Source organism: Streptomyces sp. NPDC006134 (genome assembly GCF_040628835.1).
Taxonomy (GTDB): Bacteria; Actinomycetota; Actinomycetes; order Streptomycetales; family Streptomycetaceae; genus Streptomyces.
The window spans coordinates 20,244-46,214 of the sequence record NZ_JBEXTV010000034.1 but is presented as its reverse complement, the minus strand read 5'-3'; the positions used below and the strand labels follow the sequence as shown (position 1 = coordinate 46,214).

At 74.2% G+C, this 25,971-nt stretch carries 21 protein-coding genes; 1 reads left to right on the top strand and 20 read right to left on the bottom strand.

Annotation, left to right across the window (positions count from 1 at the left end):
- Window positions 1–80 precede the first annotated feature (80 nt).
- The 8 genes from ABZ340_RS22300 to trpD form a co-directional block, all read right to left on the bottom strand.
- Window positions 81–659 carry a DUF6328 family protein gene (locus ABZ340_RS22300; RefSeq protein WP_358783549.1) on the bottom strand — a complete coding sequence of 193 codons (579 nt, stop codon included), beginning with the start codon at window positions 657–659 and terminating at the stop codon, window positions 81–83.
- A 95-nt stretch (window positions 660–754) separates the two neighbouring features.
- On the bottom strand, window positions 755–1,366 hold the full coding sequence (locus ABZ340_RS22295; RefSeq protein ID WP_358783548.1) for a DinB family protein: 612 nt from the start codon (window positions 1,364–1,366) through the stop codon (window positions 755–757).
- Between the two features lie 263 nt (window positions 1,367–1,629).
- Complete coding sequence (locus ABZ340_RS22290; protein ID WP_358783547.1) at window positions 1,630–4,527, bottom strand: SpoIIE family protein phosphatase; 2,898 nt, start codon at window positions 4,525–4,527, stop codon at window positions 1,630–1,632.
- 212 nt (window positions 4,528–4,739) lie between these two features.
- A complete protein-coding gene (locus ABZ340_RS22285; protein ID WP_358783546.1) occupies window positions 4,740–5,048 on the bottom strand; it encodes a chorismate mutase in 309 nt (102 codons plus the stop codon).
- A 7-nt stretch (window positions 5,049–5,055) separates the two neighbouring features.
- Window positions 5,056–8,256 carry an amidohydrolase family protein gene (locus ABZ340_RS22280; RefSeq protein WP_358783545.1) on the bottom strand — a complete coding sequence of 1,067 codons (3,201 nt, stop codon included), beginning with the start codon at window positions 8,254–8,256 and terminating at the stop codon, window positions 5,056–5,058.
- Between the two features lie 6 nt (window positions 8,257–8,262).
- Window positions 8,263–9,516 carry an MFS transporter gene (locus ABZ340_RS22275; RefSeq protein ID WP_358783544.1) on the bottom strand — a complete coding sequence of 418 codons (1,254 nt, stop codon included), beginning with the start codon at window positions 9,514–9,516 and terminating at the stop codon, window positions 8,263–8,265.
- 2 nt (window positions 9,517–9,518) lie between these two features.
- Window positions 9,519–10,775: an ATP-grasp domain-containing protein gene (locus ABZ340_RS22270; protein ID WP_358783543.1), complete on the bottom strand. Its 1,257-nt coding sequence runs from the start codon at window positions 10,773–10,775 to the stop codon at window positions 9,519–9,521.
- Between the two features lie 67 nt (window positions 10,776–10,842).
- The gene (trpD, locus tag ABZ340_RS22265) at window positions 10,843–11,916 is read right to left on the bottom strand and encodes an anthranilate phosphoribosyltransferase (protein ID WP_358783542.1); all 1,074 of its coding nucleotides are present in this window, start codon (window positions 11,914–11,916) and stop codon (window positions 10,843–10,845) included.
- A 130-nt stretch (window positions 11,917–12,046) separates the two neighbouring features.
- Between trpD and ABZ340_RS22260 the strand changes: the two genes are divergently transcribed.
- A complete protein-coding gene (locus tag ABZ340_RS22260) occupies window positions 12,047–13,462 on the top strand; it encodes a PLP-dependent aminotransferase family protein (protein WP_358783541.1) in 1,416 nt (471 codons plus the stop codon).
- Between the two features lie 57 nt (window positions 13,463–13,519).
- Here ABZ340_RS22260 and ABZ340_RS22255 read toward each other — a convergent pair whose 3' ends face one another.
- The 12 genes from ABZ340_RS22255 to ABZ340_RS22200 form a co-directional block, all read right to left on the bottom strand.
- Entirely contained in the window at window positions 13,520–14,863 is a 1,344-nt protein-coding gene (locus tag ABZ340_RS22255; protein ID WP_358783540.1) for a hypothetical protein, read from the bottom strand.
- A 150-nt stretch (window positions 14,864–15,013) separates the two neighbouring features.
- Window positions 15,014–15,703, bottom strand: coding sequence for a hypothetical protein (locus ABZ340_RS22250; RefSeq protein WP_358783539.1), 690 nt, complete (start codon window positions 15,701–15,703; stop codon window positions 15,014–15,016).
- Window positions 15,700–16,338 (bottom strand): hypothetical protein, encoded by a 639-nt coding sequence (locus ABZ340_RS22245; protein WP_358783538.1) that lies wholly within the window; start codon window positions 16,336–16,338, stop codon window positions 15,700–15,702. Before ABZ340_RS22245 ends, ABZ340_RS22250 begins: the two co-directional genes overlap by 4 nt.
- A gap of 136 nt (window positions 16,339–16,474) precedes the next feature.
- Window positions 16,475–17,134, bottom strand: a complete 660-nt coding sequence (locus ABZ340_RS22240; RefSeq protein ID WP_358783537.1) for a flavodoxin family protein — start codon at window positions 17,132–17,134, stop codon at window positions 16,475–16,477.
- Window positions 17,135–17,158: 24 nt separating this feature from the next.
- Window positions 17,159–18,358, bottom strand: a complete 1,200-nt coding sequence (locus tag ABZ340_RS22235; protein ID WP_358783536.1) for an MFS transporter — start codon at window positions 18,356–18,358, stop codon at window positions 17,159–17,161.
- The gene (locus ABZ340_RS22230; protein WP_358783535.1) at window positions 18,355–19,641 is read right to left on the bottom strand and encodes an amidohydrolase family protein; all 1,287 of its coding nucleotides are present in this window, start codon (window positions 19,639–19,641) and stop codon (window positions 18,355–18,357) included. The genes ABZ340_RS22235 and ABZ340_RS22230 overlap by 4 nt, the downstream gene beginning before the upstream one ends.
- A 30-nt stretch (window positions 19,642–19,671) precedes the next feature.
- Complete coding sequence (locus ABZ340_RS22225) at window positions 19,672–20,304, bottom strand: hypothetical protein (RefSeq protein ID WP_358783534.1); 633 nt, start codon at window positions 20,302–20,304, stop codon at window positions 19,672–19,674.
- Entirely contained in the window at window positions 20,294–21,715 is a 1,422-nt protein-coding gene (locus tag ABZ340_RS22220) for a phenylacetate--CoA ligase family protein (protein ID WP_358783533.1), read from the bottom strand. The genes ABZ340_RS22225 and ABZ340_RS22220 overlap by 11 nt, the downstream gene beginning before the upstream one ends.
- Window positions 21,716–22,046: 331 nt before the next feature.
- Entirely contained in the window at window positions 22,047–22,766 is a 720-nt protein-coding gene (locus tag ABZ340_RS22215) for an SDR family oxidoreductase (RefSeq protein ID WP_358783532.1), read from the bottom strand.
- A gap of 43 nt (window positions 22,767–22,809) precedes the next feature.
- Complete coding sequence (locus tag ABZ340_RS22210) at window positions 22,810–23,394, bottom strand: aminodeoxychorismate/anthranilate synthase component II (protein WP_358783531.1); 585 nt, start codon at window positions 23,392–23,394, stop codon at window positions 22,810–22,812.
- Window positions 23,391–24,863 carry an anthranilate synthase component I family protein gene (locus ABZ340_RS22205; protein WP_358783530.1) on the bottom strand — a complete coding sequence of 491 codons (1,473 nt, stop codon included), beginning with the start codon at window positions 24,861–24,863 and terminating at the stop codon, window positions 23,391–23,393. Before ABZ340_RS22205 ends, ABZ340_RS22210 begins: the two co-directional genes overlap by 4 nt.
- Window positions 24,864–25,660: 797 nt before the next feature.
- Window positions 25,661–25,957 carry a GlsB/YeaQ/YmgE family stress response membrane protein gene (locus ABZ340_RS22200; RefSeq protein WP_358783529.1) on the bottom strand — a complete coding sequence of 99 codons (297 nt, stop codon included), beginning with the start codon at window positions 25,955–25,957 and terminating at the stop codon, window positions 25,661–25,663.
- Window positions 25,958–25,971 lie beyond the last annotated feature (14 nt).

Here is a 25,971-nt window from a genome sequence, read left to right as displayed (position 1 = left end):
GGACCGCCCGACCGCGCGCTGTGCCGTGGAGGGGTGCGCGGCCGTGGCGTTCCGGTCACGGCGCCTTGTCCCTCTCGCGCTCAGGTGCGCTGCGCGTCATCGGTGCCGGAGCGCCGGGCGGCGCGGCGTCGCAGGCGCAGCGGCAGCGCGTACCAGCAGAGGCCGAACCACAGCATGACCCCGCCGACGAGCACTTCGGCGAGGACGCCGGGGATCACGACACGGAGGATCAGCAGGAGTGTGCAGCCGATGGTCAGCGCCAGGAGGACCATGCCGCACATCATCAAGCGGCAGGCTGCCTCCACCACCTCGTCCTTCATGCGCTGACCGGACAGGAAGCGGTGGAGGGAGACGGGTGCGATGAGCGATCCCGTGGCCGCCGCGCCGAGCACCACGGTGGTCACGTAGACGACGCGGTCGAACGTCTCCAGCTCCCGGAACAGCGGGGTGAAGGCCACACTGAGCAGGAATCCGAAGAGGATCTGCACGCCCGTCTGGGTGACGCGTGTCTCCTGCAGGACCTCGTTCCAGCGGCGGTTGACCCGCTCACGCGCTGTCTCCGGTGTTTCGGCACCCGTTTGCGGGCTGGGGCTGTCGTGACGCGTGCAGCGGGCGTTGTCCTTTTCCGCCGGCTCGACCGGTTGCTCCGTCATCGTCATGGCATCCTCCGCATCCCAGGCAGACCGATTGCCCCGTCCGGGTCCCTTCCATGCAGGTCCGGAACGGAGGGAGGGCCATCCCGTCCCGGGCTGTCTCAGCCGGCCTGGTCCGAAGCCGCGCGTCGGCCGGCTTCCCGAGCTGCCTGCTCCAGCCGGTTCCGGTGGTCCTCCCACCATGCCGAGTCGCCCGGCGCCATGCTGTCGTTGCCCTTGTTCATCCCCACGGCACCGTCCATGAGTTCCCGGATGATGTCGGCGTGGCCGGCGTGCCGGTGCGTGTCGGCGATCACACGCACCACCGCATGTTGCAACGTCACCTCGTCCTTGCCGTCGGGCCACCACGGCACCCTGCCGACCGTGTCCAGCGCCAGCGCGTCGAGCGTCGCGTCCGCGTGGGCCCACGCCCGGTGGTAGAGCCCCACGATGTACGCGCGTGACTCGTCGGCGGTGGCCCACATGTCCGCGTTGGGCTCGGCACCGTCCTCCAGCCAGGGCAACGGTTCGCCGGACGGCCGTCCGAAGGTGTCGCCGAGATAGCCCAGCTCCACGCCGGCCGCGTGCTTCACCAGGCCGAGAAGGTTGGTGCCGGTCGGCGTCGACGGGCGGCGGATGTCGTACTCCGAGAGCCCTTCGAGCTTCCACAGCAGGGCGTCACGGGCGGACTGCAGGTAAAAACGGAGATCAGCCTTGGGATCCGGTGAGGTCATGGGGACAGTCTGCCGTTCGTGTGATCTCTGTCCACCACGGGCGGCGCATCAGATCCTCTGCCGACGCCGCCCACCACTGCTGCGTACCGCCCGCCGGCCACGGAGGCGACGGGGCGCGGGTGCGAGCTGCGCCGAGGAGGCGGCGCAGACGGGCGGGTGCCGATCAGCGGCTGGGGCAGCCGGTTCGGGCAGGCGCGGCGGCCGGCGGTGATCCGTACGCCGGCGTGTGCCGAGCGGTCCCGGCCGTGGTGCCGGCCGGTGGGTCAGCCGGAGTCGTCGAACATGGCCAGCAGTGCCTGCTCGTCCGTCTCCGGCGCAGGCTGCTCCGGCTGAGGAATCTGCTCGGCCCACACCGTCTTGCCCTGCGGCATGTAGCGGGCACCCCAGCTCTTGGTGTACTGCGCCACGAGGAACAGGCCGCGCCCGCCCTCCTCGGTCGTGGCCGCCCGCCGGATGCGCGGAGAGGTGTTGCTGCGGTCGGAGACCTCGCAGATCAGCGAGTCGTCGCGCAGCAACCGCAGGCCCACCGGCCCCTGGCCGCCGTACCGCACGGCGTTGGTGACCAGTTCGCTGACCACCAGCCCGGTGCTGAAATCCAGCTCCGGCATGCCCCAAGCGGCGAGCTGCGCACGGGTGAGCGCCCTGGCCCGCGCCACGGCCGAGGGATCGGACGGGAACTCCCAGGACGCCACCCGGTCCTCGGGCAGCGCGCGCACACGGGCCAGCAGGAGAGCCACGTCGTCGTGCGGGCCGCCGGACGGGAGGGTGTCCGCGACCCGGTCGCAGATGTCCTCCAGCGCGGGACCGGCGCGGTTCAGCGAGGCCAGCAGCTGCCCGGTGCGCGCGTCGGTGTCCCCGTAGCCGCGGCTCTCCTTGAGCAGCCCGTCGGTGTACATCGTCAGCAGGCTGCCCGCGGGCAGGTCGACGGCGGCGGACTCGTACGGCTGGATCCCGCCGAGCCCGAGCGGTGGGCCGGCGGGGAGGTCGATCAGCTCCGCCTCCCCGCCCGGCTTCAGCACAGCGGGCGGCGGGTGACCGGCCCGGGCGGCCGTGCACCGGCAGGAGACCGGATCGTAGATCGCGTACAGGCAGGTCGCCCCGGTCGCGGGGTCCTGCTCGTCGGCCGATTCGTCGGGGCCGCGGCTGACCAGGTCGTCCAGATGGGCCAGCACCTCCTCGGGCAGCAGGTCCAGCCCGGCCAGCGTCCGCACCGCCGTACGCAGCCGGCCCATGGTGGCCGCCGCCTGCAGGCCGTTCCCGGGCACGTCCCCGACGACCAGCGCCACGCGCAGGCCGGACAGCGGGATCGCGTCGAACCAGTCCCCGCCCACCCCCGCCCTGACGTCCGCGGGCAGGTAGCGGGAGGCGAGTTCGACGGTGCTCAGCCGGGGCAGGGCGTGCGGCAGCAGGCTGCGCTGCAGGGTGAGGGAGGCGCGGTGCTCCCGGCGGTAGCGGCGGGCGTTGTCCACACTGATCGCGGCACGGGCCGCCAGCTCGCCCGCCAGCGTCAGGTCGTCCTGCTCGTACGGCCTCGCCCTGCCGCGGCGGTAGAACCCCGCCAGGCCGAGGACGGATCCCCGCGCGGACAGCGGGGCGCCCAGGTAGGAGTGCACGCCCTCGCCGAGCAGGCCGACGGGGTGCACCCGGCCGGCCGGGTGCCCGGCCAGGGCGGCGGTCACCACCGAGTCCGTGACCGGCTGCCCGGTCTCCAGGCACCGGGCCTGGGGCGTGCCGGCGGGGTAGCCGGCCGGCTCGTCCACGCCGCCGGCCGGGGCGTCGCGGGAGTCCTCGCCCGCCCAGGCGGCCACCCGGCGCAGTGCCGCGTCGGGGGGCAGCCGTCCGGGCGGTGGCTCTTCGCCCGCCAGGACGCCCTCCACCAGGTCGACGACGACCAGGTCGGCGAAGCGCGGCACGGCGATCCGGGCCAGTTCCTCGGCGGTGCGCCGCATGTCCAGGGTGGTGCCGAGCCGGATGCCCGCCTCGTTCAGCAGGGACAGCCGCCCACGCGCCTCGGCGGCGAGCCGGCCGACGCCGGGCTCGCCCACCAGCAGCAGCCACGCGTCGGCCGGTCCGGCGGGGCGCGGCTGCGCCTGGGACGTCGTGCCGGGGGCGTCCGCCTGCGCCTGGGACGTCGTGCCGGGGGCGTCCGCCTGCGCCTGGGACGTCGTGCCGGGGGCGTCCGTCTGCGCCGTCTCGGCGGGACGTCTCAGGAGCGGCACATGACGGCCGTCGGGGGCGATCGCGGTGGCCGGGCCCGGTGCGCCCGCGCCGCGGGTCTCCTCGAAGCTGACCTCGACCGCCGCGCCGTCCGCGTCGCCGTGGTGCAGCTCCCGGCGGCGCAGCACGGCCGTGCGGCTGCCCGCGAGGGGCACCTCGGCGAAGGTCTCATCCGGTGAGGAGATCAGCTCGACGGCACGCTCCAGCAGGATCAGCCGCTCCTGCGCGGCCAGGCGGGGCGCCGGTCCGCCGAACCGGGACAGCTCTCCCGAGCCGAGCTCCAGCTCGGCATGCCCACCGCGCTCCCTGGCCTGGCGGAAGGAGCGCATGAGCTCGAGCTCGCGGGCCGTGCTCAGCTCCAGCAGGCGCTCCTCGATGCGTTCGGTGGCGTCCTGCAGGACCAGGGCCATGCCGGGGTCGGCCAGCTCCCGGGGCACGGAGAGGTTGACCGCGCCCCGCACGGTGCCGCCCACCGGGTCGCGCACCGGCGCGGCCATGCAGGTCAGCTGCTTGAGATCGTGCAGGAAGTGTTCGTGGCCGACGACCACAAACGGCGACCTGGTGCTCAGCGCCATGCTGACGCTGCTGGTCCCCATGTACTGCTCGTCGACATTGGCGCCCGGCACCAGGGAGGCGGCGTCCATCAGCCTCAGTCCCGCCGGGTCGCCCCACCGGTCCACGATGTGCGCCCGTGAGTCGGCCAGCGCCACGGTCACCGGTATGCCCGAGAACCGTTCGTACAGGCGGTCCAGCACCGGCGCGGCGGCCCTGACCAGCGGGGAGTCGGCGTCCAGGTCGTCCTCGATCGGCAGGGCCGCCTGCTCGCGGTCGATGCCGAGGGACTGCGAGCGCTGCCAGGACGCGAGGATCTCCGGGCGCACTCCGGTGACCGGCAGCGTCCGGTCGCCGTGATCGCTGCCCGAAGATGTTGGATACGACTCCACGGAACCAGGATAATCGGGCAAATAGGACATCCGCTCCGGTGTGGGCGCTCGGCCGCGAGCGTTTCGGGAACGGAGGGGCCCGGCCCGTCTCCGGAGGCACCACGGCGGACGGGCCGCGGGGCCGCAGCCGGCACCGGCCGGCGGGCGCGGCCACGGTGAACGGCGCGAGCGGCGCCCGCCCGGTTTCCCGGGCCGTGGCCGGGCGGCGTGGCTCAGGCGCGGTCGGCGGCCGTGGTCCGGCGGTGCTCGGTCAGCTCCAGCTCGATGAACGCCCCGACCATGGCCCGCCACACGGCCTCGGCGACCTCGGGCGCCAGGCCGGCGGACTCCGCCCGCAGCCGGGCCGCGGCGATGACGCGCTCGGCCCGGTCCGGGGCCCGCACGGCCTGTTCGTCCGTCTTGAGGGCCGCCGCCGCACGCACCAGCCTCTGCCGCCGGGCGAGCAGGTCGACCAGCTCCCCGTCGAGCGTGTCGATCAGGGCACGGATGTCGGCGAGTGAGGGAGGTGTGGGGCTCGGCATGCCGTCATCATTCCACGCGGTGGTCCTCGCAGCAGCCGTCCCTGACCATCTGCTCGGTGACCGCGCTCCAGCCCCGCTCCGGCGCCGTCCGTGCCGCCGGAGGGCTGAACGCCGCTTCGAGAGCGCGCCGTTCGTGCAGCACCCCGCCCCGGACGACGCCGCTGGTGCGGATCAGGGCGCCGAAGTCCTCGAAGGGGTCGCCGTCGACGAGCGTCAGGTCGGCCAGCTTGCCCGCCTCCACCGTGCCGAGGTGGCGGTCCACCCCGAAGACCCGGGCCGGGGTGCGGGTCACCGTGGTCAGGGCCTCGGCGGGCGTCAGACCGTAGCGGTGCAGGGCGCGCAGGGCCAGGTGGAGCTGGAGGCCCACCGGGGACAGCGGGGCGTCGGTCCCCAGGAGCAGCTGCCCGCCGCCGCGCACGACCCGGCGGTAGGCGTCGATCTCCCGTTCCAGGACGGCCAGTTCCAGGGCGGTCGGGGGCCGGTCCGCGATGCCCCGGACGAGGGACACGTCCCAGGGGGGCATCATCCCGGTCACCCGGCCGTCCTCGGCCACCTCCGGGTGCGCGCCGATCAGCGGCATGGCGGTGAACGGGGTGGCGATCAGGTGGAAGCGGCCCCGGTTGTAGATCTCCAGCGTGTCCTGGTGGGTGTAGCCCTCGGCGCTCGCACCGTGGCCGTACTCGGCGCGGTCGGTGGACAGCAGGTGGGTGGTGAGGTCCTGCCCGGCGTGGATGCCGGCGGCGCACAGGTGGCTGCCGCTCGGCACGCCGAGCCGTTCGTGCGCGTGGCGGGCGGCCTGGGCCATGTGCCGGAAGGGGGCCCGGACGTACGTCTTGACGAAGTCCCAGTCCAGTTCCCGGGCGCGGGCCAGCGAGCGGGTGAACCCCTCGTCGGTGCGGTGGGCGCGGCCCATGCTGTAACCGACGCGGGAGCCGTCGAGCAGCTCGCCGGTGGCCAGCAGACGGGGCGCGGCGAGCCGGCCGGCCGCGATGTCCTCGCGCAGCCGGACCTGTTCGTAGGCGAAGCCGCCCAGCGAGACGGCGGTGGTGATGCCGTACGCGAGCTGGAGGGCGCCCTGCCGGGCGCCGTAGGTGTACTGCCAGGGGTGGACGTGCGCGTCCCACAGGCCGGGCAGCACGGTACCGGCGGAGGCGTCCACCGTACGCGCGGCGGCGCGGCCCGGCCGGTGCGGTTCGACCCCGGTGATCCGGCCGTCGCGGATGAGGATGTCCACGTCCGCGCGGGGCGCGGAGCCGGTGCCGTCCCACAGCAGGCCGGCGTGGACGACGGTGTCGACGGGGGTGGGACGGCGGTAGTGGAGGGTGACGGGCACGGTGCGCGCGGGCCCGGCCGGTGTGCCGTCGTCGGCCAGGGTCAGCAGCCGCAGCCGGCCGCTGGACTGGTAGAGCAGGGTACGGGAGTCGCCGCACCAGGCAGGGTGGTCGGCGGGCTCGTCGGTCAGGCGGCGGGCCTCGCCGTCGGGGGTGCCGTCGGGGGTGACCGGCAGCAGCCACAGCGCGGACTCGCCGACGCAGGCCATGGCCCGGCCGTCGGGTGACCAGACGGGACCGGAGGCGTAGCGGTCGGAGAGCGAGGCGTGCGGGGCGAGCCCGTACCGGCGGTCCGCGCCGGTACGGGTGTCGACGACGCGGATGATGTTGTGGCCCTCGCGGAAGCGGAGGTTGAGCCGGTTGCGGTCGCACAGGGCGAGGTAGCGGCCGTCCGGCGACCAGCTGGGGCGCCCGGGCAGACCGCCGCCGCCGAGCGGGGCGGCGAGCGTCCGCTCCTCGCCGGTGGCCAGGTCGCGCAGCAGAAGGTTGCCCGCCATGTCCAGGCAGGCCAGCCGGCCGCCGTCGGGGGAGACCACCGCGTGGACCCGGCCGCCCGGGGCGAGGACGCTCTCGGTGCCGTCGGCCAGATCACGCCGGCGTACGGTGTTCAGCCCCTCCCGGTCGTCGGTGTAGACGAGGGCCCGGCCGTCCGGGGTCCACACCGGGCCCTGGACGTACGAGGTGGGCGCGTTCTGCCGGATCTTGCGCGGGGTGCCGCCCTCGATGCCCACCACCCACAGGGCGTTCAGCGCGGCGAAGGCCACGCTGCGGCCGTCGGGGGAGGGGCTGGGCAGGTGGATGCCGCGCACCGGCCGGGACCGCTCGGCCTCCAGCGCGTACGTCTTGACCGTGTAGCCGGGCCGGGAGATCTCCAGGGCCGCGTGGAAGGGGAGTTCCCGGCCCGTGCCGTCGCGGTGCGGGCGGATCACCCGGAACCGGCCGCCCACGGTGACGAGCAGCTGTTCGTCGTCGATCCAGCGCGGCGGCGCGGGCGCCAGCTCGTCGTCGAGGGCGACCTGCCGGCCGTCCACGAACAGCGCGATGGCCTCGGTCTTGGGCGGACCGGGGATGCTGCGCAGCCACGCCAGGCGCCCGGCCGGGGAGACGGCGGGAGCCAGCAGGTTGCCCTCGGCGGCGGTGTGTTCCGTCCGCGTCCCGGTGCCGTCGAGGGCGACCGAGAGAATCGTTCGCGCGGTGAGCGCGGGAGGGCTGTATCCGGCGCGGACGAACAGCAGCCGGGAGCCGTCGGCGGACCAGACCGGGTCGAAGTCCTCCCAGGGGCCGTCCTGGACGGGCCCGTCCTGCCCGGGGAGCCCGGTGACCTGGCGCAGGGCGCCGTCGCGGACGGAGACCGTCCAGATCCGGTACGGGCTGCCGTGGACCGGATCGCCCCCGCGTTCGGAGCAGAAGGCGAGGGTCCGGCCGTCGGGGGACCAGGCGGGCGCGCGGTCGTCGAAGGGGCCGTCGGTGAGGCGCCGCAGCCCCGAGCCGTCCGCGAGCATGACCCACAGGTGGAACGCGCCGTCACGGTAGGCGCTCATCGCGAGCTGCCGCCCGTCGGGCGAGAACACCGGCCGGCTGGGCTCCAGGTCGGGCGGGGTGAGCGCGGTGGCGGCCGAGCCGTCCCCGGGCACCGACCACAGCACGCCCTGCACCTCGGCGACGACCCGGTCGCCTCCCGGGGCGGCGGTGGCGGCGCCGTTGGTGGCGTCGGTGAACCGCAGGCGCACCGTTTCGCCGGGGACCGCGGCGGCCGGGTCCGACGGGCGGGGCGCCGCGGCGGCGGACGCGGCGAGCCCGTCGGCGAGCAGCGCGCCGGACAGAGCCGTTCCCGAGGTGGCCTTCAGGAACTGTCTGCGGGGCAGAGCTGGGGGCATGGAAACTCACTTCTCCTGGTCGGGGCGGGGGGCCTGCTCCGCAGGCGCGGGCATCCCGTGGTAGGCGGCGACGGCGGCGACGGCGGCGACGGCTCCGCACAGCAGCCAGACGGCGTCGCCCATCAGGGCCCAGGCCGCGACGCCCGCGGCGGGGCCCACGGCCGAGCCGACGCCGAACATGGCCTGGGAGGCACCGAGGTACCGGCTGCGGTTCTCGGGGGCGGCGGCCAGCGCGGGATAGGCGGTCATGGTCGGGGAACCGACGATCTCGCCGACGGACCACACGACCGTCGCGGCGACGAGACCGGCGACGCCCAGCGGCAGCGCGTAGGCGGTGAGGCCGGCGCCGACGGCCAGGATGCCGGCGATGGCGGCCGTCCGGGCGGGCCAGCGCTGTACCTTCCGGGTCACCGCCAGCTCGCACAGGATGACGATGACGCCGTTGACGGCGACCAGACCGCCGTACACGAAGGTGTCGAAGCCGTGCGCGCGCACCGCGAGCGGCAGGGTCGACAGGTACTGGGTGTAGACGGCGGAGAAGCCGAGGATGGCGGCGAGGAACAGCACGAAGGAACGGTCGTGCAGCACCGCGCGGTAACCGGTCGCCCTCTTCGGGCGGGGCGGCGGCGTCCCGGCCGCCCGGGGCGGGGCCGCGGGGCGGTCGGCCGGCAGCAGCAGGCGCCCGAGGACGGCGACGGCGAGAGCGGCCACGGCCTCCCCCCAGAAGAGCAGCGCGTACGAGTGAGTGAGGAGCGCGGCGCCGACGAGCGGGGCCGCGGTGGTGCCGATGTTGGTGGCGAGCCGGTACATCGCGAACACCATGACACGGCGCTGCTCGCCGGTCATCCTGCTGACGAGTTCCGCCGACGCGGGCCGGTAGACCTGGCTCGCCGCCCCCGTGCCCGCCGCCAGCAGCAGCATCACCGGGTACGACGACGCGTACAGCACCGCGGCCGTGAGCGCCGCGTTGAGCGCCATCGACGCCACGATGGACAGGCGGACGCCGATCCGGCCGATGAGCCAGCCGCCGAGGAGGATGCCCGCGACCGCGCCCGCGCCGTGCGCGGCGAGCGCGAACCCGGCCTGCACCTCGGGGAACCCGCGCGCGACCATGAAGAGCACGAGGAAGACCTGGAGGAAGCCGCCGAGCCGGTTCACCATGATCCCGGCGATCACCGCCTTCACCGGGAGCGGCGCTTCCCGCCAGGTCAGCGCTATACCGGCCGCCTCGTCACCGGTGCTGCGGGCCGTCTCCTCCACACTCACCGCGGTACGACGACCGGTGCCGCCGCCGGTTCCAGGCGGACGGCCGGCTCGGCGGCGTCCAGGATCCGCCGGCAGGCGTCGGCGGTGTCGGCGGTGGCGACCAGCATGGCGTAGCGGCCGGTGTGCGAGGCGGGCGGCAGCTCCAGGACATGGCCGGGCCGGGCCATGACACGGGCGACGGCGATGCCGGCGGGCAGCCGGTCCCGGTCGATGGTGACCTGCCCGACGACGGTCTCCACCTCGGGGTACAGGAAGCGGACGGCGGCGGCGCCGTGCAGGGCGGTGCCCGGCTGGGGGCGCTGCCCGAGGGCCAGGCGGGCGGCGGCGGAGCCGGCGTCCCAGCCGGTGGCGAGCAGGCCGAGGTAGGAGATGAAGTCGCCGCCGCTGCGCGCGTTGACCTCGATCAGGGCCGGGCCGCGGGCGGTCAGGCGCCACTCCGAGTGGGTCCAGCCGCGGGTGATGCCGACGGCCGCGTGCACCGTGGTCAGCGCGCGCAGCAGCGCCGCGTCCGTGAGCAGGGGGTCGGCCGCCGCGACGCTGTGGCCGACCTCCTCGAAACTGGGCGGAGGGCTGAGCTCCTTGCGGGCGACGAAGAGCGGGGTGACCTCGCCGTCCCAGATCAGGGAGTCGACGCTGATCTCCGGTCCGTCGAGATACTCCTCGATCAGGACGGGCCGCTCGAAACGCTCGCGGACCTCGGACATGGTCGTGCCGCGGATCTCGGGGAAGATCCCGGCGAGTTCCTCACGGGTGCGGGCCATCCGGGTCCCCGTGCTGCCGACCAGCGCGCGCGGCTTGACCACCACGGGGTAGCCCGTCGCGGCCGCCGCCGCGTACGCCTCCCCCAGGGTGGACACGGCGGTGGAGCGGGCCTGCGGCCCGCCGGCCTTCGCGACTGCGAGCCGGGTCAGGTGCTTGTCCCGGCACGTCAGCACCGCTTCCGGGGACAGGCCGGGCAGACCCAGGGCGCGGGCGACCCGGGCGGCGGGCAGGATACGGGTCTCGTCCCAGCACAGGATCGCGTCGGCGCTGACGGGGCGGGCGGCGCGGATCATGGCCTCGGCGTCCAGTGTGTCCACCCGGGTGTGGCCGGTGATGAACGGCGACTCCCAGCCGGCCTCGCGGTCGGAGAACAGCCAGATCCGGTACTCGCGGGCCACGGACTCCAGCAGGTGGCCGCGGGTCTCCTGGTCCATGGGGCTGATCAGGACCAGCAGCGGGGCGGAGGGCGAAGGCAGGGAGAGGGAGGGCATCGGCGGCGCCTTTCGGTGGGTGGGGCTGCGGGCCGGAAGGGGCGGCGGGCCGGTGGCGGCCGTGCGGTCAGGCCGCCGCCAGCTTGGCGGAGATCTCGGCCCAGCGGCCGATCAGGTCGGTGGCCGCCCCGGAGTCGATGGCCGTGGCCGCCCGGTCCAGCTCTCCTGCGATCCGCTCGGCCAGGGGACGGCGGGCCACCTCCGGGTCGGTCACGGCGGCGAGTGCCGTGAGCGCCGCGGCAGCCGAGAGCAGCACCACGTCCCGGACGGGGCCGCTCTGGCCGGCGAACACGGCGCGGGCGACCTGCGCGTTGTGCCGGGCGTCGCCGCCGCGCAGCGCGTCGACCGGGGCGAGGCCGATCCCGACGTCCCGCGGGTCGAAGACGCTTTCGCGCACCTCGCCGCCGTGCACGCTCCACACGCGGGAGGTGGTGGTGACGGTGAGTTCGTCGAGTCCGTCCTCGCCGTGGAAGACGAGTGCGCTGTCGCCGCGCCGCGCGAAGACGCGGGCGAGCAGCGGGGCACGGTCGGGGAAGGCCACGCCGACGGCGAGGGCGGCCGGCCGGGCCGGGTTGGTCAGCGGACCGAGCAGGTTGAGCACCGTGGGGACGCCCAGTTCACGCCGGGCCGGCGCGGCGTGCCGCAGCGCGGGGTGGAACTGCTGGGCGAAGCAGAAGGTGATGCCGAGTTCGGTGCCGACCTGGGCGACCTGATCGGGCGTCAGGTCCAGCCGGACGCCGAGCGCTTCCAGGACGTCGGCGGAGCCGGAGGCGGAGGAGGCGGCCCGGTTGCCGTGCTTGACGACCCGTGCCCCGGCCGCGGCGGCCACGACGGCGGCCATGGTGGAGATGTTGACCGTGCCGGCCCGGTCGCCGCCGGTCCCCACCACGTCGACGGTGTGGCCGGGTATGTCGACGGGCAGGGCGAGGGCGCGCATGGCCTCGGTCAGGCCGAGCACCTCGGCGGCCGTCTCGCCCTTGGCGCGCAGGGCGACGAGGAGCCCCGCCAGCTGGACGGAGGTGGCGGCCCCGGTCATCACCTGTTCCATCGCCCAGGCGGTGTCGGACGACTCCAGGTCGTGCCCCTCCAGCAGCGCGCCGAGCAGGTCCGGCCAGGTTCTCGTGGTTTCGCGGACTGTCACGGCCCGTAGTCTTCCGAGCCGGGAGAAGGGGCACCAGACCAGTTGAGAAGTCCGGCACCGGACCAATCCGGAACCGCTTGTACATTGGCGGCGCGCGAGGACTGCGGAACAGCGGGACAAGGGGGAGGATATGACGTGGCACGTCATGCTCGAAGTGGTGCGGGACGGTCCGGTGCCGCTCGGTGCGCAGATCGCCGACCAGCTGCGGCAGCAGGTGGAACGAGGGCTGCTGACCCCGGGCACCAGGCTGCCGTCCAGCCGTCAGCTGGCGAAGGACCTGCGGGTCTCGCGCAGCGTGGTGGTGGAGGCCTACGAGAAACTCACCGGTGAGGGGCTGCTGGAGTCGGTGCGCGGCTCGGGGACCAGGGTGGCGGCGCACGCGGACACCCGGATCAGGAAGCCCGTGGTACTGGTCGACCGGGCGATCCCGCGGGTGCGCTTCAACCTGCTGCCGGGCACGCCGAACCCGGCGACGTTCCCCCACCGCGAGTGGACCGCCTCCTACCAGCGGGCGGTGGAGTCGGCCCGCTGGCAGGGACTCGGCTATCCGCCGCTGCTCGGCGTCGACCGGCTGCGCACCGAGCTGGTCTCCTATCTCGGGCGGGTGCGGGGAGTACTCGGCAGTCCCGACGACACCATGGTGACCGGCGGGTTCGCGCACGCCCTGGGACTCGTCTGCGCCGCGCTGCGCGAACTGGAGATCGACCGGCTCGCGGTGGAGGACCCCAGTCACGACCGGCAACGGCAGTTCATCGAGGAGAACGGCGTCCGGACGGTGGCGGTGCCGGTGGGGCCGGACGGGCTGGAGATCGAGCCGCTGTACGCGAGCGGGGTGCGGGCCGTCCTGGTGACGCCCTCGCACCAGTTCCCGCTGGGGGTGCCCATGTCGTCGCAGCGCCGGGAGGAGCTGGTGCGCTGGGCCCGGGACACCGGCGGCTGGATCATCGAGGACGACTACGACGGCGGGCTGTGGCTGGAACAGCGGGGCCGGCACCTCGCGCTGCAGCCGACCGGACCGGACCGGGTCATCTACGCGGGGACGGCGAGCAAACTCCTCGCGCCGGGGCTGCGGCTGGGCTGGATGGTGCTGCCGCCACGGCTGACCGCGCTGATGGAACGGGTGCGGGTGCGCCGGGACCTGGGCTGCGACGGCCTGATGCAGCTGGCGTTCGCGGACTTCCTGAGCAGCGGGATGCTGGACGCGCACCTGCGCAGGATGCGGACCCGTTACCGCGCGCAGCACGGCGCGTTGATGCGTGCCGTGGAGCGCTGTCTGCCCGCCGCCACCCTGGTCGGCCCGGTCGCCGGGCTGCACGCGTACGCGGTACTGCCGGAGGACGTCGACGAGGAGGCGCTGGTGGAGCGTGCGCTGCGGCTGTCCGTCCTGATCAAGGGCGGCCGGATCTTCCACGACCGGCCGCACACCGCCCGGCCCGGGCTGGTACTGGGGTACACGGCCCTGGGCCGGTCGGGCATCGAGGAGGCGATCAGCAGGATCGGGCAGGCCTACGAACAGCAGCACGGCGGAGCCTGCCGGGCCTCCTGAGCACGGGTGGCCTCCCGGTCGGTCGGACTCGGCCGATTCGATCGGACTCAATCGAACTCAATTGAACGGGGACAGGGCCGGGCGGGCCCGGACCCAGGCGCTGGGCGCGGCCGTCGGGGCGCTGCGGTGCTGCGGCAGCAGGGTGCGGTCGGCGTCGAACAGGCGGTCCTGGTAGAAGCTGCGCAGGTAGGGGGCGCCCGCGGTGCCGCCCGAGCCGGTGGCCTGCTGCGGCAGGTAGCGCACGGCCACCCCGTAGTGGATCTTCCGCCAGGCGTAGAGCTCCTGGTCGAGGCGGTGGGCGGCGTCCAGCACCCGCCGGCCCGCCGCCTCGCCGGGCACCCGGTGCAGCAGATCCCGCAGCGGCTCGAAGTCCGGGTTCTGGTGCAGCAGGACGTAGGCGTTCTCGGTGGCCTCGTGCAGGGCCTCGACCTTTTCGGGGTGGACGCCCAGCAGGTGGATGTGGAGCAGCTGGGTGGGAAATGCCTGGACGGCGCTGGCGTCGCCGGTCGCGGCCCGGAAGCCGTGGAAGTGCTCCACGGGCATGGTCCGGCGCATCGTGAGCAGGGCCTGCGTCTGCGCGGCGGCCAGGGCCGCGGCCCGGTCGAGGCACTCGGCCGCGTACTCCCACCGTGTGGCGCGCAGCCACTCGGCCGCGGACATCACCCGGGCCAGCACGCCCCAGGTGGTGGCTTCGACGAGGTGGATCACGCGCAGGAAGGTGACCTCGTCGTGCTGGGTGGTCTGCGGCAGTACGGTCAGGTGCTCCAGGACGTCCGCGCTCCCGTGGGGCGGCAGGTAGTCGTGCCAGTGGCGGGGCGGGGTGGCCGAGGCGGGCCGCAGCGCCGGCGCGTGGCCGGCGGTCAGCGACACCAGCGAGCCGAGCCGTTCGACGCGCTCGGCCAGCTGCGCCGGATCGGGCAGGGCGTCCTGCGCCCACGTCTCGGTGCCGTCCAGGGTGCGCTGCTCGTAGGCCCGCCAGCCGGACGCGATGGCCCGCACCGCCTGCCAGCAGGCGCGCTCCACGGCGCTGTCCGGGGCGTGCCGGCGGGTGCCGAGCACGTGGTTGAGCAGCCGGACGTTGCCGTAGGGCTGGTAGCGCTTGCCGCGCCGGTCCAGCGGCCCGCCGCCCCGGGCCTCCACCTGCTGGGGGCTCTCCCCCTCGGGGAGGGCGAGTTTCCACTCCGCCTGGAAGACGAGTTCGGCCAGGCGCAGCACCGCGCGCTCCTGGCTGCCGAGCCGGTCCCCGTCGAGTGCGAGGACAAGGGTCACGTCCTCGTATGCCTCGGCCATCCAGGCCCGCAGCGCGGGGTCGAGCCGGTCGCGGCCCACGCCGCGCGCGTGGTCGATGTAGTGCGCTATGTCGAAGTCGAGTACGGCACGCAGTATGGCGGTGGTGCGCATGGCAGAAGTCCCCCCGGGCGCCCCGGGGGCGCCCCTGTCCGTATCACTGGATCCTGTGGTCGGCTCGGTCGGCCGGGTCCCCGGTTCGGGTCGATGACGGGTACGGTCGGACGGATCTTTCCGGGCCCGTGACGGGTACGGTCGCCGCGCTCACCCGCGGCACGGACCGGCGACCGCGTAGGGCCCGGCGTCGGCGTCGGCGTCGTACGGCAGCCGGTCGAGTATCTCCAGGCGGCTTTCGGCCTCGGCCGCCAGCGCCCGCGCCGTGTCGGCGAAGTGGTCGTCCAGCTCGTCCGGCGCGAGGGCCCGGTGGGCCTGCTCACCGGCCGGCCGGGCCGTCACCGGGACCGGGGTCGCCTCGGGCCGGACCAGCCAGTCCTCGCCGAGGCGGACGTTGACGAATCCGGCCACGGCACGCGCCGCCGCCAGATCCCGCGCCGGGTACGGGCCGACGACGTCGGTCGCGCCCAGGACGAGCAGCTCGGCGGTGGCGACCGGGTCGCCGGTGCTCCCGGCGGGCAGGGCGGCGATCCGGTGGGCCAGCGGGCGCAGGGCCGTCAGGTCGGCGGGGCGGTAGAAGTGCGTGGTCTGCGGCGAGCAGCCGGCGGCGGTGAACTCGGCGACGACACGGTGCTGTTCCGCGGTGGTCGCGGGGACCCGGACGAAGACCCCGCCGATGTACTGGCGCTGCCAGCGGGCCGTGGCCCGGTGCAGGCCGGACCGTCCGGTGGGGGAGGGCCCGGCGCAGACGAGGATGCGGCGCTGATGCCTGCTGGGCAGGGGACCGCGGGACGGGTCCGGGCAGGGTGAGGACGCCGTGCGGCCGGCCGGTGTGTTCACAGTGCCACCTCCTGTACTTCGGGGACCGATCCGGCTTCCCGGAGGAGGCCGGTCAGGACCCGCACCCCGGCCTCGAAGTCCTCGGCGTCCAGCCCGGGCGCGTCGTAGACGGTGAACACCAGGTGGCGGGAGGAGCCGGTGACGCTGGTGCGGCGGTCGGGGCCCCGCAGCACCGAGGCGACGATGGCGGTGCCGTCGCGGACCACGGGCTCGTCCTGGGAGCAGACGACGGTGGAGCGGAACCCCGCGAAGGTCTCGCCCTGCGCGGCCCAGTCGAAGTGCAGTCCGCCGTCGACGGCGTCGGCGTCCTGGACCCCCATCAGCACACCCGTGGTCAGCTCGCCGTACAGCAGGGCGTCGACGGCGGGGCCGATCGCGGGCAGGCCCTTGCGGCGGGCCGAGGCGATCTGGCCCGGCAGAGGACAGGTGAGGCCGTGCGCGCCGAACCACCGGGCATAGACCTGCGCGACCCGCGCCGCGCGGTCGTAGGCGTCCCCGGGGTCCTCCGCGAGCTCTCGGCGCCGCCGGGCGAGCCGGTCGGTGAGGGCAGCGGGGTCGACCGCTGCGGCGACGGCGGCGAAGCGGGTGAGGTCCTCCGCTCCGGACGGTTTGGTGCCCGCGCTCAAGGCCGGCATGTTCAAGGCGTTCTCCTGTTTTTCCTTGCCGTGCGTGTTCCGGTCGGTGATTCCAGCAGGCGGGTCGGCCGCGTCCCAAGGCCACTGACGGCCGGGGGACCCGTACCACTCTCACGAAGCGGACGGTGCCGGCCCCTCAGTGGGTACGCACCCGCCCGGCGCGTTCGTTGCGGTCGTGCGGCGGCAGCACGGGTTCCCCGGTGACGTCCTCGTGGCGCCGCAGCAGCAGGATCATGTCGAGCATCCGCTCCACCATCCGTTCCACCGCCTCCAGGCCCTCCGCGTCGGCCAGTCCGGGCGCCCGGGCGGTGTTGCGCAGCAGCGCGGGGAAGCCGCTGCCGACCAGGATCATCCGGTTCAGCAGCAGGTTGTCCACGAGCTGGTTGTGCACGGAACCCTCGCTGTAGCGGCGGCCCGTGACGATGATCCCGCCCACCTTGTTGGCGAGCGGCCGGTCGAAGCGCAGGAACCCGACCCCCGCCCGCTCGATGAAGATCTGCATGAGGTGGGCGAGACCGAAGCCGTGCACGGGGGTCGCGTAGATGATGCCGTCGGCGCGCTTCATCTCCTCGACGATCCGCGGCATCGCGTCGGGCAGCGCGCACGGGTCGTCGCGGTAGTTGCAGTCACCGCACGGGCTGCACGGTGAGATGCGGTGGTCGCGCAGGTGGATCGTCCGGAACGCGGCGCCCCGGGACTCCACCAGCCCGGCCGCGTGCTCCAGTGCCAGATCGGTGTTCCCGCCGGCCCGCTCGGAGCCGCATATGCCCAGGACGACGGGTCGTTGTTCCTGCAAGGTGTCCCCCAGCGTGTCGGCGGGTCAGCGGGTGTCGGCGACGAGCACCGGCTCCTCGGGGGTCCGGACGCGGGCCACGGCGAAGGCGGTCACCAGGGAGAGCGCGGCCAGGCAGCCGCCGGCCACCCCGAGGGCGTCCGGCCCGCCGGTGCCGCCGGTGCGCACCACCTGCCCGCCGAGGAAGCCGCCCAGCGAGATGCCGAGGAAGGTGGCCGAGGAGTTCAGCGACAGCAGCAGCGGTCCGGACGTCGGCGCGATGCCGAACAGGCGGTGCTGCTGGGGCGGCTGGGTCGCCATCGCGGTCAGCCCCCACAGCGCCATCGCCACGACGGCGCCGACGCCCGTGGTACGGGTCAGCGGCAGGGTGAGAAGGACCGCGGCGAGTCCGGCGACGGAGACGGCGAGCACGGGGCCCGCGCCGTACCGGTCCGTGGCGCGGCCGCCCAGCGCCGTGCCCGCGACGGCGGTGACGCCGAACGCCAGCAGGAGCAGGGCGAGGGCCGAACCGTCGCCGTCGGTGACGGGACCGAGGACCAGCCCGATGTAGGTCAGCGCCAGGTAACCGCCGGTCATGAACAGCAGCGTGGTGCCCACCGTGAGCAGCACGCGCGGGTCCCGCACCGGGGCGAGCCGCGCGGCCAGACCCGGGGCCGCGGGCAGCCGCACCTGGGGCAGGCCCGCGGCCACGGCGGCCGCGCACAGCACGCCCAGCCCGGCGAGCAGCCAGAACGTGGAGCGCCAGCCCAGGTCGGCGGCGACCCAGGTACCGAAGGGCACACCGGCGACGGTCGCGGCGGACAGCCCGCCGAGGACGACCGCGAGGGCCTTCCCCCGCTGTTCGGGTGCCGACAGCGCGCCGGCGGAGGCGGAGGCCGCGGGAACGTAGAGCGCGGCGCAGGCGGCGGTGAACACCCGGGCGGCCAGCAGCCAGCCGAGGCCGGGGGCCAGGGCGGAGGCGGCGTTGCCCACGGCGAAGCCGGTCAGGGACACCACGAGGACGGCGCGCCGCTCCCAGGCGCCGGTGAACGCGCCGAGCACCGGCGCGAAGACGGCGTAGGCGAGGGCGAACAGGGTGCTGATCCAGCCGGCGTCGGCGGGGCTGACCCGCAGGTCGCCGGCGACCTCCGGGAGCACGCCGGCGACCACGAAGGTGTCCGTGCCGATGGCGAAGGCTCCGACGGCGAGCAGCGGCAGGACGGGCAGCCGGTTCCGGGCGCCGGTCACCGGACCGCTTCCGCCGGGGCGCGGCAGGCGTCGAGGCTGCCCGCGACGGTGTCGCCGCCGAGCAGGACCGCCTCGATGCCGCCCGGCCGGCTGAGCACCGTGATGTCCTCGGCCGGGTCGTCGCCGGTGATGACGAGGTCCGCCAGACGGCCGGCCTGGACGGTGCCCGCGTCGTCCCCCCGGCCCGCCAGGCGCGCGCCGTTGGCGGTGGCCCAGGTGAGCACCGTGGGGGCGGGGATGCCCGCCATGGTCACGTACAGCTCCAGCTCCTCCGCGTAGGTGCCGTGCGGGGTCCACGCGAAACCGAAGTCGTCGCCCGCCACGACCGGAATGCCCATCTCGACCATCAGCGGCAGGATCCGCAGGGTGTTGTCGATCTCCGCCTGGAACTCCAGGGACTCCAGGTAGTCGGTGGTCTTGCCGTGCCGGGTCCCGGTGGTCAGCAGCTTGTGCGGCTGGAACAGGCTCGGTACGACGAAGATGCCGCGCTCGGCGATGGCCTCCAGCGCCGCGTCGTCCGCGTACGTGGCGTGGTCGATCACGTCGACGTCGGCGGCGATGGCGTTGCGGATGCCGGCCAGACCGCGCGAGTGGGCGCGGATGCGGGCGCCGTGCTCGTGCGCGGTGCGGCTGGCGATCTTCAGCTCCTCCGGGGTGAACAGCAGTTCGTGGGAGCGCCCGTTGGGGAAGGTGTCGTCGCCCGAGGAGAAGACCTTGACGATCTCGGCACCCTGGGCGATCTCCGTGGCCACGTACTCGGCCATCTCCTCGGGGGTGTCGGCGAGCCGCATCAGGTCGGTCGGGATGCGCTTCTTCACCTCCGGGTTGCGCCGCTCGGGCGGCCCGGACACCATCAGGTCCCGGCTGCACGGGGTGATCCGGGGGCCGCGCAGCCGGCCGGAGTCGACGGCCTTGCGCAGTGCCATGTCGATGCCGGCGACCGAGCCGGCGCCCACGAAGGCCGTGTAGCCGAGGGAGAGCAGGCGCGTGGCGTTCTCGGCGGCGCCGAGGGTGACCTCGGGCACGGAGTACTTGAACAGCATCTCCCGTCCGTCGAGGACGTCCAGGTAGGCGATGTGCGTGTGCCCGAGCGTCATGCCGGGCATCACGGTGCGGCCGTCGAGGTCGACGACGTCCACGTCGGGTGAGTGCAGCGGGGCGAGGTCCTCGGGCAGCACCGCCTCGATGCGGTCGCCGTCGATCAGCACGCTGCGGCGGGGCACCGACGCCTTGCCCAGTCCCTCCTGGACGGTGGCGCGGTGCAGCAGTGTCTTGCGGGGCATGGATGAACCTTCCGTTCCTTCTTCGGTGCTTCACCGGAAGGACGGTTCGGCGTGGCCGAAGACCGTCCAGACGATTTCGGCGCCGGGCCTGCGGGCGACCCAGCTCAGGCCGTGGGCGCGGACGCCCGGCGCGTTGGTGACGGCCAGGTCGGCGCCGCCCGCGGCCAGGATCTCGGCGGCGTGCTGAGTGGAGTCGGCGTCGATCCAGCGGACCTCCCGCTCGCTCAGCGCGGCGGGCACGACCTCGGCGTAGATCCGCCGGACCTCCCACATGGCCGCCACGCTGACCGGCCCGCCGCCCTGCGGCGGCGCGGTGTCCGGCGGGGCCGCGATCCCGTACTCGGGGGTCGCCTGCGGGAAGAACGCCACCAGCCGCAGGTCGCGGTGCCAGTGGAACCGGGTCAGGCCCTGGTAGGCGCTGGGGACGAGCGCGTACTCGACCTTCCGGCCGACCAGCGCCGCCAGGACGTCGTCGAAGGTGTCGAAGAGCTGGACGCGCAGGCCGTGGCGCTCCACGAGCGGGCCCGCGGCGAGGTGGCTGGAGGTGCCGGACGGGCCGAGCGTGCCCAGGGTGCTGCCGGGCCGGCGGGACCAGCGCTCGGTCAGGCTGTTCCAGCGCGCGCCGTACTCCTCGGCGAGCCGCCGTGCGGTGTCAGCGCTCATAGCCGCGGTGTGCCGCCATCTTCCGGGCGACCTCGGTCTCGTGGTCGGGCGCGGTGCGCCGGTCGACGATCCGGGCGGCCTTCCAGCTGACGAAGGCGCCCGTGCTGACGATCGGGTCGAGGCCGTCGCTGAGTTCGGTCCTCACCGGTACCCCGAGCGCCTCGGCGGCCCGCTCGCGAACCTGGGCGGCGAGCGCGGCCGGGTCCTCCACCAGGTCCTCGAGCAGTTCGAGGCGGACGGTGAGCCGGTCGCGCCCGTCGTCGTCCCGGTCGATGACGACCTGGTACCCGGCGGAGCCGGTCACCCCGGTCAGCACGGCGGTCTCGACCTGTCCCGCGGTGAACAGCCGGCCTCCCAGCTCCAGCCGGTCCAGGGTGCGGCCGACGACGCGTACGACGTCGCCGGGCATCTCGCAGCCGCAGTCGGAGGGTTCGACGACGACGGCGTCGCCGGTGCGGTACCGCACGAGCGGCTTGACCCCGTCCACCAGCATGGTCACGGTCAGTTCGCCGCTGCCGTGCGGGCCGTGGGAGTCGCCGGTCTCCGGATCCACGACCTCGACGAGGTAGTTCGTCTGGGACAGGTGCATCCGCTTGTTCCGGCAGGCCGTCGCGATGACGAACGCCTCCTGGGAGCCGTAGAGGATGTTGTAGACGTCGGCTCCCCACACGGACTCCAGATTGCGGGCCAGCGCGGGGGTGCACATCTCGCCGGTCACGAAGAGCAGCTTGAGCGCGAAGTCGCGGCGCAGGTCGTAGCCGTAGTGCTCGGCGGCCTTGGCCAGGGTCAGCGCGACCCCGGGCGTGCAGCAGACGACCTCCAGTTCGAGATCCCTCATCAGCTGGAGGGCCTTGGGGAAACCGATCACGGGGGAGTAGGGCCATATCTTGGCGTTCATCGAACCGGTGTTGCGGGCGACGTCGCCGAGGGTGTCGCCGAAGGAGTGGACCTCGGTGGGCCCCATCAGCCCGATGCGCGGCCGGTGGTCGCCGAAGTGGTGCCGGAAGATCGACGCCCAGGACTCGGTGACGTGGGCGTTGCTCGCGACGACCTCGCGGCCGTCGCGGGGGCAGGGGGTGGCGGGACCGGTGGTGCCGGTGGTCTCGTAGAAGAAGACCGCCTCGGCCAGCGGGCGGCTGAGCACGTCGAGCATCTCGCTGCGCAGATGGGCCTTGGTGGTGAAGGGCAGGCGGGCCAGGGTCGCCGGGGTCACGGCGTCCAGGTCCACTCCGCTCAGGTGGCGGGCGTAGAAGGGCGATCCGTCCAGGACCTGGGCCAGGACGGTGCGCAGCTGGCGGGAGCGCCAGTCGTCGAGTTCCCGCTGGGTGAGGGTGCGGGCGTAGAAGGCCTGGTGGAGGGCGAGGTAGCGAGTGGTGAACTCGGCTGCGGGGCCCTGGGTGGGCAGCCACATGGGCAGGGGTCCTTTCTGTCGCTTCACGCACGTGCCGTGGAGACGAGGGGCGGCCGGGCCGGGTGCGGGGCCGCGCGGCGGCCGTGTACGGCCGTGTACGGCGGGAGGGCTTTCCCGGCGGACGGCCCGGCGGCATTGGTGATGGGCGGCTCGGCGGGTTCCCGGCGCGGACGTGCCGCGGGGCGGTGCGAGCCGTGTGCGGGATGACGGGAGCGCCGCGGCCGGACAACGGTGTCCGGTGTTGTGCGCTCAGGGCCGGACAACGGTGTCCGGTGCTGTGTGCTCAGGGCCGGACAACGGTGTCCGGCGCCGTGCGCTCAGGGACGGACGCTCAGCGCAGTCCGCCGTTGACGTCCAGGACGCTCGCGGTGACGTAACCGGCGTCCGCGCCGGCCAGGTAGCGGATCGCGGAGGCCACCTCGCCGACGGCGCCGAATCTGCCCAGCGGGATGCGGGCACGGTACTCCGCGGCGCGCTCGGCGGGCACGCGGGCGGCCATCGGGGTGTCGACCAGGCCGGGCGCCACGGCGTTGACGCGGATGCCGTGCGGAGCGAGGGACCGGCCGAGACTGCGGGTCAGCGCGATCAGCGCGCCCTTGGAGGTTCCGTAGGCCGTGTCGGGGCTGCCCGACTGGCCGCTGATGGAGGCGACGTTGACCACGCTGCCGGGGCGGCCGGCCGCGATCAGCGCGCGGGCCAGCGCCTGCGTGGCGAAGAAGGCGGCGCCGACGTTGACGTCGAGGACGCGCCGGTAGTGCTCCGGCGTGTAGTCCAGGAAGTCCCTGGCCTCGTAGATTCCGGCGTTGTTGACCAGCGTGCCGGGCAGCCCGTACGTCTCCTCGATCCGCCGGAAGAGCGCGGCGACCGCCTCCGGGTCGCCGAGGTCGGCGACGAGCGCCGCGTGGGCCGTGGGATCGGCCTCGGCGGTCCGGTCCACGGACACCACCCGGTGCCCCGCGCCGGCCAGCGCGGCCGTGACCGCGCGTCCTATGCCTCCCGCGCCGCCGGTGACGACGGCCACCGGCGGCGGTGTTCCCCTGGTCGTGCTCACTTCCGTTTCCCCCCGTGGATACTGCCGTGTGCGGTGCCGGCGGTCAGTGGACCGCCGTGGTGCGTGCCTGGTCCAGGAAGTTGCCGAAGAGCCGCAGCCCGTCCTCGGTCATCACACTCTCGGGATGGAACTGCACCCCCTCGACCGGCAGGGTGCGGTGCCGCAGCCCCATGACGTAGCCGTCGTCGAGCGAGGTCGCCGACACCAGCAGGTCCGCCGGCGGCGGGTCGGTGACGATCAGCGAGTGGTAGCGGGTCACCGTCAGCGGTGCCGCCACCCCGGTGAAGACTCCCGCCCCGTCGTGCGTCACCGGGCTGGTCTTGCCGTGCATCAGGTTCTGCGCGACGGCGATCCTCCCGCCGTAGGCCAGGCCGATCGCCTGGTGGCCCAGGCACACGCCGAGCAGGGGCACTCTGCCCGCGAAGGCGTGCACCAGTTCCACGTGCCCGGAGTCGGCCGGGTGGCCGGGGCCCGGGCCGAGCACCACGGCGTCGGGCGCGGTCGCCCGGAGCTCCTCGACCGAGCGGGTCCGCGAGCGGACCACCTCGGTCTGCGCGCCGAGCATCAGCAGGTACTGGTCGATGATGTGGCTGAAGCTGTCGTAGGCGTCGACGAGCAGGATTTTCACGGCAGCAGTTCCTCACCGGTCAACGCCCAGTAGGTGGCGCTCATCTTGGCCAGGGTCTCCCGCCATTCCCCGGCGGGGGTGGAGTCGGCGACGATACCGGCCGACGCCTGGGTGGAGTAGCGCCGGCCGTCGTGGACGGCGGTGCGGATGCACAGGGCGAGCATCGCGAAGCCGCGCACGTCGACGACTCCGAGCGCTCCGGCGTAGATGCCCCGGGTGTCGTCCTCGATCTCGTTGATGATCTCCATGGCGCGCAGCTTGGGCGCGCCGGTCATGGTGCCCGCCGGGAAGGTGGCACAGACGGCCGACCAGACGTCCGTGGCACCGGTGATCCGTCCGGTCACGGTCGACACCAGGTGGTGCACGTAGGCGAACGGCTCCACCTCCATCATCGAGGTGACGTCGAGCGTGCCGGGCACGCAGACCCGTCCGATGTCGTTGCGGCACAGGTCGACGAGCATGACGTGCTCCGCCTGCTCCTTGACGCTGGCCCGCAGCCCGGCGACGCGCCGGGCGTCCTCGGCCGGGTCGGCGGCGCGCGGCGCGGTGCCCGCGATCGGGCGCATGGAGAGGGTGTCGTTCTCGATCCGGACGAACAGCTCGGGGCTCGCCCCGATCACGGTGCGGCCGGCCCACGGCACCAGGTACATGTACGGGGAGGGGTTGCGGTGGCGCAGTCTGCGGTAGACCTGACCGGGCGTCAGGTCGGTCTCGACGTCGATGCGGTGGCCGATCTGGATCTGGTAGCTGTCGCCGACCCGGATGTGGCGCAGGCAGCGGTCCACCCGCTTGGCGAAGGTCTCCTCGTCCACGGTGTCGCGCACGGACCGCGGTACCGGCGCCGGGGGCACATCCGCCTCACCGGCGGGTGCGGCCGCGGCCTCGGCGAGGACGTCCGCCAGGGGCCTGCCGGTGTCCGGCCGCCATGCGGCGGACCGTGCGGCGAGGTGCCGGACCGTGCCGGCGGGCACGTCGTACCAGAGGGTCTCCCGGAAGAGGCCGAGGGTGCAGCGCGGCAGGCCGGCCTCGTCCTGGCTCTGCGGCAACCGCTCCATGCTCCACGCGGCCTCGTAGGACAGCGTGGTGAGGAAGCCGAAGGCGAAGGTGTCGGCGGGCACGTCGGTGTCCACGTCGAAGGCGCCCTGCACCCGGCGCAGGAACCGCCAGACCTCGTCCGGTCCGGTCACGTCCCACACCCGGGTACCGGACCCGTCGGCCGCGGGGCGCCCCGGGCCGGCCGCCAGGGCGCCGGTGAGGACGTCGGTGAGTTCCGGACCCGCGGTGAGCTCCACCCGGTCGGCGTAGACGCGCACTTCCGCCAGAAGGCCCCAGCCGACGGCGGCCGAGAGCCGGTCCTGCTCCGGCCCGTCCAGGCTCTCCAGCAGGTACACGTCGCCCTGCGGGCGGGTGCGGGACAACGCCTCGTAGACGTGCAGGGGGTTGCTGGGACCGTGGGCGGTGGACTCCACCCGGACCCTGAGACCCCCGGCTTGCTGGGTTTCCCCACGCCCGGTCGTACGCGGTACTGACAACAAGGACACCGAAGAGAGCCTTTCCCCCTGTGCCCGCCATGACCGCGGCGGGCGGAATTTCCTACGAGGGACTTCACCAAACCGGGCACGTCACGGTCCATACCACTTGGGTGGCTGGGGAGGGGACCATTCTTGGCATCCGGGGGCGGGGCGGAAGGGCGGGTTCCGGCGCGGACGCGCCTCGTGCGGACCGGTTCCCCGCCGGCGGGGCCGCCGGACCGGTCCCCGCTCCCGTGCGCCGTCCGCAACCGTGTTCCACGGGGCACCACTTCACCTGGCGTGCCCGGATCCGCGAGGACGTCCCGGGGCCGGCGAACGGGGTACGACCCGAGCGCGACTCGTGGATCCCGGCACAGGCATCGGACCCGCGCGCCATGCCTCAGCGGCTACGGGGCGGGAACGCCGGCGGCGACGGCCCGGGACGACGCGCCCGCACCTCGCCCGTGACCGGCCGCCGGCCGGAATCCGCACGCCCGCCGCGCCCGCCCGCCGAGCAGCGCCGACCCGCCGGTCACGACCCGCGTCGGCGGGGGGACGGCCGCCCACGTCGCGGGGATGCTCCCCGCCCTTCGCTCGGTCGAGCCCGAACGGCATGGTCGGCCGGCCGACGGGAGAAGGGCGGAAGGCGTTCAGCGCCGAGACCTGCGTGTGCCCCCGCCCGAAGGCGGGGGCACACGCAGGTCTCGTTCACTTCACGGTGCCGCGCACCCGGCCGCGCCGGCTGCTCCGGCCGGTCATGCGTGGGCGTGCCCGCGCCGGTGACCGTGTCCGTGGCGGCGGCCGGTGACCAGCCGGTACAGGGCCAGGAGGATGACGGACCCGACGATGGCCGCGATCCAGGTGGACAGATCGAAGAAGCCGTCGATCGAGTCGACTCCGAAGATCACCTTGCCGAGGAAGCCGCCGAGGAGACCTCCGGCGATACCGATGAGCATGGTGACGATGATTCCGCCCGGGTCCTTACCCGGCATGAGGGCCTTGGCGATGGCCCCGGCGAGCAGACCGATCACTATCCAAGCGATGATGCCCATGGCAGAGTTTCTCC